This window comes from Caballeronia sp. LZ028, from assembly GCF_031451415.1.
In the GTDB taxonomy this organism is placed as follows: domain Bacteria; phylum Pseudomonadota; class Gammaproteobacteria; order Burkholderiales; family Burkholderiaceae; genus Caballeronia; species Caballeronia zhejiangensis.
The window spans coordinates 2,083,961-2,097,795 of the sequence record NZ_JARUXN010000001.1; the positions used below are offsets into that span (position 1 = coordinate 2,083,961).

Here is a 13,835-nt window from a genome sequence, read left to right on the forward strand (position 1 = left end):
ACATCGCAAGACAAGCCTTACTTCAACTTCTGTCTTGCGTCGCTGCATCAGCAGCAGAGAAACGAGATTATGAAGAACGTTTCGGTTCGTGTCAACAAGAATTCGAAGTTTCTTTTTCTTGCCGATCCGCGCCCGGAGCCTTCTACAACCTACCCCCGAGCACACCGCCGATACCGCCCTCTCCCGCTTCCTTCGCGTTCATCGAATCGCGAAGGAACGGAATTCTAGTGAGCGAATCCCGACTCCGCAAGGGGGATGCAAAGAAATTATCGTGGCGCTCCAAGTCACGCTGCACTCTCCTCCGATCGACGTGTTGCAACGCCGCACGATAAAAGCATCGCCCGAGCGACTACAATCAAAGGTTCACCGCACTAATTCACTCTAGTATCTATATGCGCTCGCGAATCGCAAAACGTATTCCCCCAGATGCAGACAAGCTCGTCAGCCTCTCCCTCGCGCTTTTCGCGTCCGGCAGCCGTGTCGAGGACCGCTTCTGGGAAGCTCGCCTCGACACGCTCATCGCCAAACTCGTGCGCAACGGCAATCAGACGACGCTCGACGCCGCGCTCGACCATCTGCAGCAGAATCATCCGGACGCCTACGGCGCGCTCGCCGATATGGCCGAGACGCACAGCGAGTCGTTCAGATTCGACATCGAAGGCGCACCGCATGAAGCCTTGCTCATTGCCGCGCCGGTGCTCGCGTGGACGCGCTACGCGATTCCATCGGGCTCGCTCAAGGGCGATGCCGTCGACGCACTGCGCACGCAGATGCAGGCTCATGTGCTCGCAGCCGATGCCCGGGTAGCCGTCGCGCCCTATCTGTACAGCATCGATCAGTTGCCACGCCACCATGTGGATACGTCGCGCCTCGCGCAACAGTTGCTGCAGACGGTGACGAGCGGCAGCGTCGCACGTCTGAATCTGTCGGACCTCCCGGAAACCTCGCCGATTCTCGCGGACCCGCGATTTCTATTGGCGCTGGTCGTCGTACCGGCCGGTGCGGCGTTCTTTCGCTGGCAGGAAGACGAAAACGGCAGCCGCGTGGAGCGCGGTCAATGCCTCGAACAGTGGGCCGCGCAAGGCGGACCGAGCTTCGCGGCAATTCTGCCGGGCTGCGAGTTCGAGTGCTTGCTTCCTGACGCCTACTACTCCGCCTGCCGCGACGCCGACGAGCAGGTGCGTCCGCACACCGTACGTACCGCCGTCCGATATCTGTTCGATACGCTCGGCACCGCGCCCCAGGACTTGCGCGCGGTCATCGCGGGTTTCGGCGAGCGGCGCATCGACGAATACCGCATCGGCTTTACACGTCGCGGCAGCAACGATGTGATCTACGGCGTCGTGTGGCCGCTCTACGGCCGCGAGAACGGGGAACTCGGAATGGACGAGGATCCGGTCGATCTCGAGGGCGCCAATGGACCGGTGGAAGAAATCGTCGAGTTGCTGAAGAAGACAGGTGTCTCTGACGTACGCCGCCATGCGGGACGCTTCGAACCGGAGTTCTGCGACGACTGCGGCGTGCCGCTCTATGCCGATCCGCTCGGCGAGATCGTTCACGCTGAAATGCCGGAAGACGCTGATCCTGCGCAGCCACATTTCCATTAACGATGCTCGATAGCAGCTATTTACGCCAAAAAGAACCCCGCCGCGTGCGGGGTTTTGTGTATTTATGCCTATGCCATTCGGATAGGGGGCCAAATCACCTTAAATTTGTCAACATACCGACTGGCGCCGATGCAAACCGGCGCCGAGTTCCGAAGCCGGTAGGCGACGGTGTATTGACAAGAGGTGAAGCATGATAATCAACATCATTGGTTCCGACGCAGAACGCCGGGCGGGCCTTAAAACATTGCTGCGCCGCGTTGCGCGCCAAGCGCAATTCATCGAGGCGAAGGATTGGAGACAAGCCCGTTCCGCCTTGAAGCGCTCCTCCCCTGACATGATCGTGATCGACTGGGCGCCCGAACTGCGCACCGGCGACCTGCAGATCCTGCTCGACGACGCCCCAGATGTGCCAGCGGCCATCATGGTCGACCGTTGCGGCGCCGCGCTGGTCTACGCGCTGATGAGCGTCGGCGCAATGGGCGTGATCCCGCGCACCCTCGATCCCATCCTGATACTCCGCGCGCTGGAGATGGTCCTCGTCGGTGGACATTACATTCCGCCGGACGTGGTCGACCCGGAACTGACGCTTGAGCTCACCACCCGCCGCATTCGAAACAGTGCCAAGCTGCCGAAGATTCGCCATCATCCGACGCTGTCACCGCGACAACAGCAAATCATGCGCTGCGTGCACATGGGCAGCACGAACAAGATGATCGCGAAGACGCTCGGTATCAGCGAAGGCACGGTGAAAATCCACCTTGCAAGTATCTTCCAGCAGCTGGGCGCGACAAATCGCGCGGCCGCGGTCGCGATCTACAACGGCGTGCAGAATTCGCATCTCGAGATTCTGCGCAGCGGAGGCGAGAAACCGGTGCGCGTCGTATCGGGCCAGCCAGGCGTGATTCCGCTGCGCCGGCCGCGGACGCGCTATCCGTCGCTTCTCGACAACGATGCGGCCGCGCTGCCGATGGCCGCCGAGCCTGAATCAACGTTCTAGCAACAAACGAGGCAAACGGGTCCGTCCTTTGCGCACACGTTTTACGCGCAACGAGTAATATGCAAGGCATGGGGTTCTTCTACACACCGCTACCGCTTTGGCTAACCGTCGGCAGCTGGATCGCCGCCGCGGGGCTGCTCGCGCTCGCAATGCTGCAGCGTCCGTTCGCTCGCCTGCAGGACGCCACGCTGCAAAACGTGTGGCTTGGCGTCATCGTCGCGATCTCGGTGCTATGGGCATGCAACGCATGGTTCGATGACGGACCCGTCATCCATCTATTGGGCGCAACGTTGATGGTCACGCTGTTCGACTGGCGGCTCGCGCTCATCGGCACGGCCGCGACCACGGGTCTCGCGGCCGTCGTGCTCGATGCATCGTGGCTGTCGGTCGCGACCACCTATCTTCTCTTCGGCGCAGTGCCCGTCGCTGTGTCGACATTGCTGCAGCGCTTGAGCAACCTATGCTTGCCGCGCAATCTCTTTACCTTCATCGCCGGACACGGGTTCATCACGTCGGCGGTTGCGGTGGCCGCGGCTTGTGGCGCGACGGTCGGGCTCGAGATGGCGCTTGCCGGCGGCCCGGTCATCGTGCCTCCGGCATTCACGCGCGGCTCGCTGCTGCTGGGCGCCGGCGAGGCGCTCTTCACGGGCCTGCTCACCATATTGATCACGGTGTACAAGCCCGCCTGGATCACCACCTATGACGTGCGCCGCTATCGCCTGGACCGCGGCCCGCGCGTCTAGGTTGCGCGAAACGTATCAATTCACTGCTACTGGCGGAGTCGGATATCGGACTCCGGGCGATGGGTACGCGCACAAAGTACGATAAGATTGAACTCCCTCCCCACACGGCGCATCTTACTTGCCCGTGTCTTCTTAGCGCCAGACTTGATGGAAAGTAACTTCGCACCGCGCCGGCTCCTGCGGCTCGTCGGCCGGTTGGCGGTATGTGCATCGTTGGCATGCGCCGTGTCCGCTTTTGCCGATTCGCTCGACGAGCGCAACGAACTGATTCACCACTTCGTCACCGATTTCAAAGCCAACCCGCTCGTCGCGGATTGCGCTGCACATGGCAACTTCATCGCCAGCACGTCGTCGGCGTTCGATCACGTCGAATTTCCGCCTGCCTCGTTCGATGCCTCGCATTCCGCGATCGAGCCGTGGAACGATTCGTTCGACGAGAAGAAGCAGCGAATCAAAGTGGACAATGTCGTGACCGTCGAAGGTCAAGGCATGCCGAAGGACGGCGGGAACGATCCCACTCCGCTCAAGTTCCGCTGCGGTTATGTCGGCAGTCAGATGCTCGCTTTCGGCTGGAACGATCCGGTCCCGCCATTGCGCGCGCGCTCTGAACCTCGCTCGACGCACGCCACGAAGGGCAAGCACGGCGCGAAGACGAAGGCGTCGTCGGGTAAGTCGAAGAGCACGTCGAAGTCCTCGACCAAGTCGACAAAAAAGAGCACCAAGAAGCACTAGCTCCCTTCGTCCTGCGACGAAGACACGACAAAAAAGGGCGTGGCTGCATGAAGCGGCCACGCCCTTTTCACATCGGCGGCAAGTCGGCGGCGCTCAGGCGCCGAACGCCTGCAGATGCCACAGAATGGCTTGCAGCATCGATGCGCCGAGCGCCGCGCTGCGCGCCCCGTTCCAGCCGACGCTCTCGTCGGGCAGATTCGCGTTGTCCTTGAACGGCATCTCGAGCGTAAGCGACAGGCATTTATACTCGTTGCCGATGTACTTCGACGCGAGCTTGAGCGCATCTGTCTGATACTTGCTCGACTCGTAGCCGTGGACGTCCTGGAAATCCGGGCTCGCCTGCTTGAAGAAATCGACGACCGCCTTCTGCTCCGTCGCCTGCTGCTCGGTGACGCCCGGCAGCAGCTCCGAGCCCGCGACGAACACGTACGGAATGGCTTCGTCGCCGTGGATATCGAAGAACAGGTCGCAGCCCGTCTCCTCGATCGCCTCGCGCACGACCAGCACTTCCGGACTGCGTTGCGCGCTCGGCTCCATCCATTCGCGGTTGAGGTTCGCGCCCGCCGCGTTGGTGCGCAGGTTGCCGAGCACGCTGCCGTCCGGATTCATGTTCGGCACGATATGGAAAATGGCCCGCTCGAAGAGCGCGCGCGCCACCGGATCGCCCGCCCAGTCGCCGAAACCGGCGAGACGCTTCACGAGTCCTTCGACGAACCATTCCGCCATCGTCTCGCCCGGATGCTGACGCGCGATGATCCAGACTTTCTTCTTCGGCTCGGCGTCGCCGAAATCCGGGATGCCGAGCGACAGCACCGATATCGGGCGGCCCTGAACCGTGCTGCCGAGCTCGGTCAGCGTCGCGAGCGGCATCTGCTGGACCGCGCCGAGAAACTCCGAGTGGCGCTCTTCGCTGTACGGCTCGAAGTACGCGTAATAGATGCGATCGAAGTCAGGCGTGTGATCGATCTTCATCACCTGCCCGTCGTACTCCGTCGACACGCGGAACCAGTTCACGCGGTCGTAGCTGGCGACCGCTTCATAGTCGCGCCAGCCTTCGGGAAACGCGCACTGCGCCGCGTTCTCGAAGGTCATCACGAGACGCTCGCCGCGCGCGCCCGACACGCGGAAATAGAACCATTGCGCGAAATCCGCGTGCGAATCGGGACGAATGCGCAGGCGAATGTCGGCGGGATCGTCGGCGTTGAGGACTTCGATCGCGCCCGCGTCGAAGTTGCTTGAGATAGAGAGAGTCATCTGCGTTTCCTTGCGTGCTTGCCGCGTGGATCTCAGTCCGCGACGCGGCGACGAAATACATAGGTCGTGTCGTTCGATGCTTTTGCATCGAATTTGTAGCCTTCGCTGTCGAAGCCCTTGAGCGCTTCCGGTTCGTCGATGCGGTTCTCGACCGCATAACGCGCCATCATCCCGCGCGCGCGCTTCGCATGAAAGCTGATGATCTTGTAGCGCCCGCCCTTCCAGTCCTCGAACACGGGCGAGATGACCGGAGCCGCCAGCAGCTTCGGCTTGACCGACTTGAAATATTCCTCCGACGCGCAATTCACGAGCACCCGCGCGCCGCGCTGCCTCTGCAACTGCTCGTTGAGCGCCGCCGTAATGCGCTCGCCCCAGAAAGCGTAGAGGTCTTTGCCGCGCGCATTCGGAAACTTCGTGCCCATTTCGAGCCGATACGGCTGCAGCAAATCGAGCGGCCGCAACAAACCATACAGCCCCGACAGCACGCGCACATGATTTTGCGCGAAATCGAGATCGCCGGCAGACAGCGACTTCGCGGCAAAGCCTTCGTACACGTCGCCGTTGAACGCGAGCACCGCCTGCTTGGAATTGTTCGTGTCGAAGGTCTTCGACCAGTCCGCGTAACGCTGGAAGTTCAGCGCCGCGAGCGGGTCCGAAATGCTCATCATGCCGCCGATCTGCTGCGGCGAAAGTTCGCGCAGTCCGTCGATCAGTTCCGCGGCGTCATCGACGAATTGCGGCAGCGTGTGCTTCTTGATATGGGCAGGCGTCTCGTAGTCGAGCGATTTGGCGGGCGAGAGAACGATTATCATGGAGGCTCGCCGGCACGCCGCCGGCGATCATTGGCATAAACCCCTGATTGTATCGAATGGACAATTCCGCCGCGCCGCAGCCTGGCTCCACGCGCGTGGTGCTCGATTCGAATGTGTGGATCGACATCCTCGTATTCGACGACCCCGCCACGCGTCCGATTCACGCCGCACTCGTTGCCCGCACGCTCGAAGCGCTCATCGACGAGCGCTGTCTCAGGGAACTCACGCGCGTGCTCGACTATCCGCAATTCGTGCGAATGGACGTCGACAAGACCGCCGCGCTCGCGAGCGTCGCGCGCCTCTCGACGCTCGTGGCCGCGACCATCGACGAAAACGGGCGTCCGCTGCCCCAATGCAAGGACCGCGACGACCAGAAGTTTCTCGAACTCGCGCACGCATCGGGCGCACAGTGGCTCGTATCGAAAGACCGCGCGGTGCTGAAGCTCGCGCGGCGCGTCGCGCGCGATTTCGCGTTTCGCATCGCCGAGCCGAAGCCGTTCGTCATCGAATTCGAGGCACAGGCGGCCATCGGCTGACGGTGTCTTAAAATAGTCGCGAGCCAAATTCAACGCCCATCCGACCATGAACACGACGCACGAATTGCCGCCGACACCGCCCGAACTTTCCTTCCCGTCGCGTCTGCCCAACGTGGGCACGACCATCTTCACCGTGATGAGCGCGCTCGCCACGCAAAAAGGCGCGGTGAATCTCGGCCAGGGCTTCCCCGATTTCGATTGCGACGCCCGCATCGTCGATGCCGTCGCGGCCGCCATGCGCGACGGCCACAATCAATATCCGCCGATGGCGGGCGCCGCGCCGTTGCGCCAGGCGATCGCGCGCAAGATCGACGCGCTCTACGGCCGCGCGTATAACCCCGACACCGACATCACCGTGACCGCCGGCGCGACGCAGGCGCTGCTCACGGCGATCCTGTGCTGCGTGCATCCGGGCGATGAAGTCATCGTCATCGAGCCGATGTACGACAGCTATGTGCCGTCGATCGAACTCGCGGGTGGCAAGCCGGTGTTCGTGTCGCTCGAAGCGCCCGACTACGCGCTGCCCTTCGACAAGATCGCCGCCGCGATCACGCCGAGGACGCGCCTCATCATGATCAACACGCCGCACAATCCGACCGGCCGCGTGTGGCGCGCGGAGGACATGAAGAAGCTCGAAGAGATCGTGCGCGACACCAATGTGCTGATCGTCTCCGACGAAGTCTACGAGCACATGGTCTACGACGGCGCGCCGCACGAAAGCGTGTCGCGCTATCCGGAGCTGGCGAAACGCAGCTTCGTCGTGTCGAGCTTCGGCAAGACGTTTCATGTGACCGGCTGGAAAGTCGGCTATGTGGCCGCGCCCGCCGCGTTGACGGCCGAATTCCGCAAGGTGCATCAGTTCAACGTGTTCACCGTGAACACGCCGATGCAGATCGGTCTCGCGCATTATCTCGAAGACCCGAAACCGTATCTCGAACTGCCCGCGTTCTATCAGAAGAAGCGCGATTTCTTCCGCGAAGGTCTCGCGAAGACGCGCTTCTCGCTGTTGCCGTCCGAAGGCACTTACTTCCAGTGCGTCGATTATTCGAAGATCAGCGACATGCCCGAAGCCGAGTTCTCGCAATGGCTCACGAGCGAGATCGGCGTCGCGGCGATTCCCGTTTCGGCGTTCTATCACGAGAGCCATGAATCGGGCGTCGTGCGCTTCTGCTTCGCGAAGAAGGAAGAAACGCTCGCACTCGCGCTGGAACGTCTCGCGAAGCTTTGAACCGCGGCGCACGCGCCATAACCGCCACAACGAGGAGTCGAACGGAACATGAGTACGCAAGACTTCAAGATCGAAACGCTCGGCATCGTCGGCAGCGGCGCGATGGGGCGCGGCATCGCGCAGATCGCGGCGCTCGGCGGGCTCAGCGTGCGCATCTACGATACGAATCCGAAAGCGCTCGCTGCGGCGCGCGAGTATCTGTCGGACACGTTCGCGAAGCTCATCGCGAAAGGCAAGCTCAAGGAAGCCGACGCGCACGCGGCGCTCGCGCGCATCCGCGATGCGGGCGACACGGGCGAGCTTTCCGATTGCGACGCCATCGTCGAGGCGATCGTCGAGAACCTCGACCTCAAGCGCGAACTGTTTCGCGAGCTCGAAGCCGTGGTCGGCGAGCGCTGCATTCTGGCGTCGAACACGTCGTCGCTTTCGATCACCGCGATCGCCGCCGGATGCGCGCATCCCGAGCGCGTCGCGGGCTTTCACTTCTTCAACCCGGTGCCGTTGATGCGCGTCGTCGAAGTCATCGACGGACTGCGCGGCGACCCGCGCGCAGGCGACGCATTGATGGACCTCGCGCGCCGCATGGGTCATACGCCCGTGCGCGCGAAGGACATGCCGGGCTTCATCGTCAATCACGCCGGGCGCGGCATGAACACCGAAGGCCTGCGCGTGGCGAGCGAAGGCGTCGCGAGCTTCGCGGAAATCGACCGCATCATGCGCGAGCAGGCAGGCTTTCGGCTCGGACCGTTCGAGCTGCTCGATCTCACCGCGCTCGATGTATCGCATCCGGTGATGGAGTCGATCTATCACCAGTTCTATGAGGAGCCGCGCTTCAAGCCGTCGCCGATCACGGGCACGCGGCTCGCGGGCGGGCTCATCGGGCGCAAGGCAGGCGAAGGTTTTTATCGCTATGTCGATGGCAAGCAGGACGTGCCGCCCGAATCCGCCGCGCCGACCGAACTGCCGACGCGCGTGTGGATCAGCCGCGCATCGCACGAAGGACGCGAGCAAGTGCTGAAGCTGATCGCCAAATGCGATTGCTCGGTGCACATCGACGCGGGCCACACGCCGGAGCCGGATTCGCTCATCATCGTGACGCCGCTCGGTTTCGATGCGACCACCGCCGCGGTCAACGAGCATCTCGATGCGACGCGCGTCGTCGCCGTCGATACGCTCTTCCCGCTCGATACGGTCGCGCGCCGCACGATCATGACGACGCCCGCGACCTCGCCCGAGATGCGCGACGCCGCGCACGCCCTCCTCGCTTTCGACGGCGTGCCGGTCTCCGCGATCCGCGATTCGACCGGCTTCGTCGCGCAACGCGTCGTCGCGACGATCGTCAATATCGGCTGCGATATCGCGCAGCAAGGCATCGCGACGCCCGAGGACATCGATCTCGCCGTGATGCTCGGCCTGGGCTATCCGCAAGGTCCGCTCGCGCTCGGCGATACGCTCGGCGCGACGACGATCCTCACGATCCTGCGCAACATTTGCACCGCGCTCGGCGATCCGCGCTACCGGCCCTCGCCGTGGCTCACGCGGCGCGCGCAGCTCGGACTTTCGCTTACCCATACCGAGGAGCTCAGATGAGCGCCGAACTTCTGACAGACCGTCCCGCGGGCAGCGACACCACGCTCGTGCTCAAGTTGTCCAATCCCGGCGCGCGCAACGCGCTGCATCCGGACATGTACGCGGCCGGCATCGAGGCGTTGAACACGGCGGAGCGCGACAACAGCGTGCGCGCGATCGTGCTGACCGGCGCGGACAACTTCTTCTGCGCGGGCGGCAATCTGAATCGCCTGCTGGAAAACCGCGCGAAGGATCCGTCGGTGCAAGGCGAAAGCATCGATCTGCTGGCGGAATGGATCAGCGCGTTGCGCTCATCGACGAAACCGGTCATTGCCGCCGTCGAAGGCGCGGCGGCCGGCGCGGGTTTCTCGCTCGCGCTCGCGTGCGATCTGATCGTCGCCGCCGATGACGCCCGATTCGTCATGTCGTATGCACGCGTCGGCCTGACGCCCGATGGCGGCGCATCGTGGTTTCTGTCACGCACGCTGCCGCGCACGCTCGCGAGCGAAGTGCTGCTCGAAGCGAAGCCGATCGGCGCGGCGCGGCTGCATGAAGTCGGCGTCGTGAACCGGCTGACGAAGAAAGGCATCGCGCTCGATGCGGCTATCGCGTGGGCCGACGATCTCGGCAGCGTGTCGCCGAAAGCGATGGCGCGCATCAAGTCGCTCATCAACGCCGCCGAGCTGCAGCCGCTCGCCGCGCATCTCGACATGGAGCGCGACAGTTTCGTCGATGCGCTGCATCACGGCGACGCGCTCGAAGGCATCACCGCGTTCCTCGAAAAGCGCCAGCCGAACTATCGCTAAGCTCATGGCTCACTACGAATTGCCGAAGCGCCGGCGCATCTTTCTGATGCGTCATGGAGACGTCACCTATTTCGACGACAGCGGCCGCGCGATCGATCCCGAAAGCGTGCCGCTCAACGCGCGCGGACGCGAGGAAGCGAGCGCCGCGGGCCGCGAGTTCGCCGCGCAGAACGTGCGCTTCGATCGCGTGATCGCGAGCGGATTGCCGCGCACGATCGAAACCGCGCAACGCGTGCTCGACGCGACGGGGCAAAGCATCGACATCGAAGTGTGGCCCGAGTGGCAGGAAATTCGCGGCGGCAAGCTGAAGGATCTGACGGTGTCGGACATCGAGCGCGCGTTTCTCTCGGTGTTCGATGGCGTCGTGCCGGAAGAGACGCAATTCCTCGGCGGCGAAACCATCGGCGAATTGCTCGACCGCGTGCTGCCTGCGGTCGCGCGTCTGCGTGAAGATCGATCGTGGGACACGGCGCTGCTCGTGCTGCACGGTGGCGTCAATCGCGCGCTGCTCTCGCACGCGATCACCGCGGGCGGGCGCGCGTTCTTCGGGCATCTGTCGCAGGCGACGGGCTGCATCAACGCGCTCGATGTCGGCGACAAGCCGGCCGACTGGGTCGTGCACGCGATCAATCATTCGCCGCCCTCGCCGCTGCACGCCGACGTGCGCAATACGACGATGGAACTGCTCTACGCCCAATTCGTTCGCTACAAGGCCGGCGACATGAACTGAAAACCGCAGTCCGGAGGAGACGATGCAGAACAACGAGACGCAAAAGCAGTCGGATTTCTCCGCGTTCGAAGGAACGCGGCCCGTGCAGGACAAACAGCGTTTCGATACCGATGCGCTCGTAGCGTGGCTCGCGGCGAACGTCGATGGCTTCGACGGCCCGTTGACCATCGAACAATTTGCCGGCGGCCAGTCGAATCCGACATTCAAGCTCGTCACGCCCGCGCGCAGTTACGTGATGCGCGCGAAGCCCGGACCCGCGGCGAAACTCTTGCCGTCTGCGCATGCGATCGAGCGCGAGTATCGCGTGATGCACGCGCTCGCCGCCACCGACGTTCCCGTCGCGCGCATGCTCGCGTTATGCGAGGACGAAAGCGTGATCGGCCGCGCGTTCTATGTGATGGAGTTCGTCCAGGGCCGCGTGCTGTGGGATCAGTCGTTGCCCGGCATGACGCCCGTCGAGCGCGCCGCGATCTATGACGAAACGAATCGCGTGATCGCAGCGCTCCATACCGTCGATGTCGAGGCCGCCGGGTTATCGGGCTACGGCAAGCCGGGCAATTATTTCGAGCGGCAGATCGGACGCTGGAGCAAGCAATACGTCGCGTCCGAAACCGAGAGGATCGACGCGATGAATCGCCTGATCGACTGGTTGCCGCGGCATATTCCCGTGTCCCGCGAACCGAAAGTCAGCGTCGTGCACGGCGACTTCCGGCTCGACAATCTCATCTTTCATCCGGCCGAGCCGCGCGTGCTCGCCGTGCTCGACTGGGAACTGTCGACGCTCGGCGATCCGCTCGCCGACTTCGCGTATCACTGCATGGCGTGGCATGTCGACCCATCGCAGTTTCGCGGCATCGCCGGACTCGACTGGGCGGCGCTCGGCATTCCCGACGAAGCCGCGTACGTGAAGCGCTATTGCGAGCGCACCGGCTTCGCAATCGAAGGCGACTGGAACTTCTATCTCGCCTACAACATGTTCCGCATCGCCGCGATCCTGCAGGGCATCATGAAGCGCGTCGTCGATGGCACCGCCGCAAGCGCGCAAGCCGTCGATGCGGGCAAGCGCGCGCGGCCGATGGCCGAACTCGCGTGGACATACGCACAAAAAGTGGGGACAAGCGCATGAACTTCGACTACACGCCCAAGGTCCAGGCGTTGCGCGAGAAGCTGCTCGCTTTCTTCGACGCGCACATCTATCCCAACGAAGGCGCTTACGCCGATGAAATCGCGGCGAATCGCGCGGCTGGCAACGCGTGGATTCCGACGCGCCTCATCGAAGGCTTAAAGGAGCAAGCGCGCGCCGAGGGACTGTGGAACCTCTTCCTGCCCGCATCGGCGCGTGGCGCGGGGCTGACGAATCTCGAATACGCGCCCTTGTGCGAAATCATGGGTCGCGTGCCGTGGGCGCCCGAAGTCTTCAATTGCAGCGCGCCCGATACGGGCAACATGGAAACCATCGAACGCTACGGCACCGATGCGCAAAAAGCCCAATGGCTCGAGCCGCTGTTGCGCGGCGAAGTCCGCTCGGCGTTTTTGATGACGGAGCCGGAAGTTGCGTCATCGGATGCGACGAACATCCGCTGCAGCATCGCGCGCGACGGCGACAGCTACGTGATCGACGGCCACAAATGGTGGTCGTCGGGCGCGGGCGATCCGCGCTGCAAAGTGTATATCGTGATGGGCAAGACCGACGCCGACGCGCCGAAACACGCGCAGCAATCGATGATTCTCGTGCCCGCCGATGCGAGCGGCATCACGGTGCATCGGCCGTTGAACGTCTTCGGCTACGACGACGCGCCGCACGGCCATATGGACATCACGCTCGACAACGTGCGCGTGCCCGCGACGAACATGCTGTTAGGCGAAGGACGCGGCTTCGAAATCGCGCAGGGACGGCTCGGGCCCGGGCGCATCCATCATTGCATGCGTCTGATCGGACTCGCCGAACGCGCGCTCGAGTTGATGACGAGACGCACACTCGCGCGTGTCGCGTTCGGCAAGCCGATCGCGCAGCATGGCGTGACGCAGGAGCGTATCGCCGAGGCGCGCATCATGATCGAGCAGGCGCGGCTTCTGACGCTCAAGGCCGCGTACATGATGGACACCGTCGGCAACAAGGGCGCGCGCGGCAAAATCGCGATGATCAAGGTCGTCGCGCCGAACGTCGCGTGCCAGGTCATCGACTGGGCGATCCAGGCACACGGCGCGGGAGGCGTCTGCGACGACTTTCCGCTTGCTTATGCATATGCATCGGCGCGCACGCTGCGTTTAGCCGACGGCCCCGACGAAGTGCATCGAAATGCGATCGCGAAGCTCGAACTCGGGAAATACGCGTCAGGCGGCTGAAGCGCCTGAATCGACAGGATTGCGCAGGCCGAAAAGCGCGGCGGAATCGACGGTCAGCACGAGCTCGCCGTTCTGGTTGTGCGCTTCCCAGCGCGTCTGCACGATGCCGCGATCCGGCTTGCTCTTCGACACGCGCTTGTCGAGCACGCGCACGGTGAGGCGCACGGTATCGCCGACGCGCACGGGCTTGATCCAGCGGATGTTGTCGAGACCGGGCGAGCCCATCGAGGTCGAACCGCGCAACATGTCGCGCACGAGGATGCCCATCATCGCGGAACAGGTGTTCCAGCCGCTCGCGACGAGCCCGCCGAAATGCGACGCCTCGCCCGCCGCCTCCGAGAGATGAAACGGTTGCGGATCGTAACGCTCCGCAAATCCGACGATCTCCTCTCTCGTGAACGTGTGCGCGCCCAGCGTCACGGCGCTGCCGATTTCGAAATCCTCAAAAGCGTAGGTCATGCGTTCTCCTTTACGT

The 13,835-nt window shown here is 63.3% G+C and carries 15 protein-coding genes; 12 read left to right on the forward strand and 3 right to left on the reverse strand.

The genetic code is table 11. The features are described 5' to 3' along the window. The 5 genes from QCE58_RS09840 to QCE58_RS09860 all read left to right on the forward strand — a co-directional run. Positions 1–228: hypothetical protein (locus QCE58_RS09840; protein WP_309779489.1), on the forward strand; the 228-nt coding region annotated here is incomplete at its 5' end. A 164-nt stretch (positions 229–392) separates the two neighbouring features. After that, on the forward strand, positions 393–1,607 hold the full coding sequence (locus QCE58_RS09845) for a DUF2863 family protein (protein WP_175983165.1): 1,215 nt from the start codon (positions 393–395) through the stop codon (positions 1,605–1,607). Between the two features lie 190 nt (positions 1,608–1,797). After that, on the forward strand, positions 1,798–2,604 hold the full coding sequence (locus QCE58_RS09850; protein ID WP_175983166.1) for a response regulator transcription factor: 807 nt from the start codon (positions 1,798–1,800) through the stop codon (positions 2,602–2,604). Between the two features lie 68 nt (positions 2,605–2,672). Then, positions 2,673–3,347: a membrane protein gene (locus QCE58_RS09855; protein WP_033535783.1), complete on the forward strand. Its 675-nt coding sequence runs from the start codon at positions 2,673–2,675 to the stop codon at positions 3,345–3,347. Positions 3,348–3,494: 147 nt separating this feature from the next. Then, positions 3,495–4,079, forward strand: coding sequence for a BspC domain-containing protein (locus QCE58_RS09860; protein WP_175983167.1), 585 nt, complete (start codon positions 3,495–3,497; stop codon positions 4,077–4,079). A 93-nt stretch (positions 4,080–4,172) separates the two neighbouring features. Here QCE58_RS09860 and QCE58_RS09865 read toward each other — a convergent pair whose 3' ends face one another. Together QCE58_RS09865 and yaaA are read right to left on the reverse strand one after the other, a co-directional pair. Beyond that, entirely contained in the window at positions 4,173–5,333 is a 1,161-nt protein-coding gene (locus QCE58_RS09865; protein WP_309779493.1) for a M14-type cytosolic carboxypeptidase, read from the reverse strand. Between the two features lie 32 nt (positions 5,334–5,365). Next, positions 5,366–6,145, reverse strand: coding sequence for a peroxide stress protein YaaA (gene yaaA, locus QCE58_RS09870; protein WP_008341685.1), 780 nt, complete (start codon positions 6,143–6,145; stop codon positions 5,366–5,368). Positions 6,146–6,201: 56 nt separating this feature from the next. Between yaaA and QCE58_RS09875 the strand changes: the two genes are divergently transcribed. From QCE58_RS09875 to QCE58_RS09905, 7 genes are read left to right on the forward strand one after another with little or no spacing between them, the layout of a single operon-like run. After that, entirely contained in the window at positions 6,202–6,681 is a 480-nt protein-coding gene (locus tag QCE58_RS09875) for a putative toxin-antitoxin system toxin component, PIN family (RefSeq protein WP_250434877.1), read from the forward strand. 46 nt (positions 6,682–6,727) lie between these two features. Further along, complete coding sequence (locus tag QCE58_RS09880; protein ID WP_250434878.1) at positions 6,728–7,909, forward strand: pyridoxal phosphate-dependent aminotransferase; 1,182 nt, start codon at positions 6,728–6,730, stop codon at positions 7,907–7,909. Positions 7,910–7,957: 48 nt separating this feature from the next. After that, a complete protein-coding gene (locus QCE58_RS09885; protein WP_250521182.1) occupies positions 7,958–9,499 on the forward strand; it encodes a 3-hydroxyacyl-CoA dehydrogenase in 1,542 nt (513 codons plus the stop codon). Next, the gene (locus QCE58_RS09890; protein ID WP_008341693.1) at positions 9,496–10,284 is read left to right on the forward strand and encodes an oxepin-CoA hydrolase, alternative type; all 789 of its coding nucleotides are present in this window, start codon (positions 9,496–9,498) and stop codon (positions 10,282–10,284) included. The genes QCE58_RS09885 and QCE58_RS09890 overlap by 4 nt, the downstream gene beginning before the upstream one ends. 4 nt (positions 10,285–10,288) lie before the next feature. Beyond that, entirely contained in the window at positions 10,289–11,014 is a 726-nt protein-coding gene (locus QCE58_RS09895) for a histidine phosphatase family protein (protein WP_250521183.1), read from the forward strand. 22 nt (positions 11,015–11,036) lie between these two features. Next, entirely contained in the window at positions 11,037–12,140 is a 1,104-nt protein-coding gene (locus QCE58_RS09900; RefSeq protein ID WP_250521184.1) for a phosphotransferase, read from the forward strand. Then, positions 12,137–13,360 (forward strand): acyl-CoA dehydrogenase family protein, encoded by a 1,224-nt coding sequence (locus tag QCE58_RS09905; RefSeq protein WP_250521185.1) that lies wholly within the window; start codon positions 12,137–12,139, stop codon positions 13,358–13,360. Before QCE58_RS09900 ends, QCE58_RS09905 begins: the two co-directional genes overlap by 4 nt. Here the strand turns inward: QCE58_RS09905 and QCE58_RS09910 are convergent. Further along, a complete protein-coding gene (locus QCE58_RS09910) occupies positions 13,349–13,819 on the reverse strand; it encodes a MaoC family dehydratase (RefSeq protein WP_250521186.1) in 471 nt (156 codons plus the stop codon). The two genes, QCE58_RS09905 and QCE58_RS09910, sit on opposite strands and share 12 nt — an antisense overlap. Positions 13,820–13,835: the final 16 nt, after the last annotated feature.

Excerpts from the sequence above, each read along its gene's own strand:
- QCE58_RS09845 (WP_175983165.1), top strand. The coding sequence starts at position 393 with ATGCGCTCGCGAATCGCAAAACGTATTCCCCCAGATGCAGACAAGCTC.
- QCE58_RS09850 (WP_175983166.1), top strand. The coding sequence starts at position 1,798 with ATGATAATCAACATCATTGGTTCCGACGCAGAACGCCGGGCGGGCCTT.
- QCE58_RS09855 (WP_033535783.1), top strand. The coding sequence starts at position 2,673 with ATGGGGTTCTTCTACACACCGCTACCGCTTTGGCTAACCGTCGGCAGC.
- QCE58_RS09860 (WP_175983167.1), top strand. The coding sequence starts at position 3,495 with ATGGAAAGTAACTTCGCACCGCGCCGGCTCCTGCGGCTCGTCGGCCGG.
- QCE58_RS09865 (WP_309779493.1), bottom strand. The coding sequence starts at position 5,333 with ATGACTCTCTCTATCTCAAGCAACTTCGACGCGGGCGCGATCGAAGTC.
- yaaA (WP_008341685.1), bottom strand. The coding sequence starts at position 6,145 with ATGATAATCGTTCTCTCGCCCGCCAAATCGCTCGACTACGAGACGCCT.
- QCE58_RS09875 (WP_250434877.1), top strand. The coding sequence starts at position 6,202 with ATGGACAATTCCGCCGCGCCGCAGCCTGGCTCCACGCGCGTGGTGCTC.
- QCE58_RS09880 (WP_250434878.1), top strand. The coding sequence starts at position 6,728 with ATGAACACGACGCACGAATTGCCGCCGACACCGCCCGAACTTTCCTTC.
- QCE58_RS09885 (WP_250521182.1), top strand. The coding sequence starts at position 7,958 with ATGAGTACGCAAGACTTCAAGATCGAAACGCTCGGCATCGTCGGCAGC.
- QCE58_RS09890 (WP_008341693.1), top strand. The coding sequence starts at position 9,496 with ATGAGCGCCGAACTTCTGACAGACCGTCCCGCGGGCAGCGACACCACG.
- QCE58_RS09895 (WP_250521183.1), top strand. The coding sequence starts at position 10,289 with ATGGCTCACTACGAATTGCCGAAGCGCCGGCGCATCTTTCTGATGCGT.
- QCE58_RS09900 (WP_250521184.1), top strand. The coding sequence starts at position 11,037 with ATGCAGAACAACGAGACGCAAAAGCAGTCGGATTTCTCCGCGTTCGAA.
- QCE58_RS09905 (WP_250521185.1), top strand. The coding sequence starts at position 12,137 with ATGAACTTCGACTACACGCCCAAGGTCCAGGCGTTGCGCGAGAAGCTG.
- QCE58_RS09910 (WP_250521186.1), bottom strand. The coding sequence starts at position 13,819 with ATGACCTACGCTTTTGAGGATTTCGAAATCGGCAGCGCCGTGACGCTG.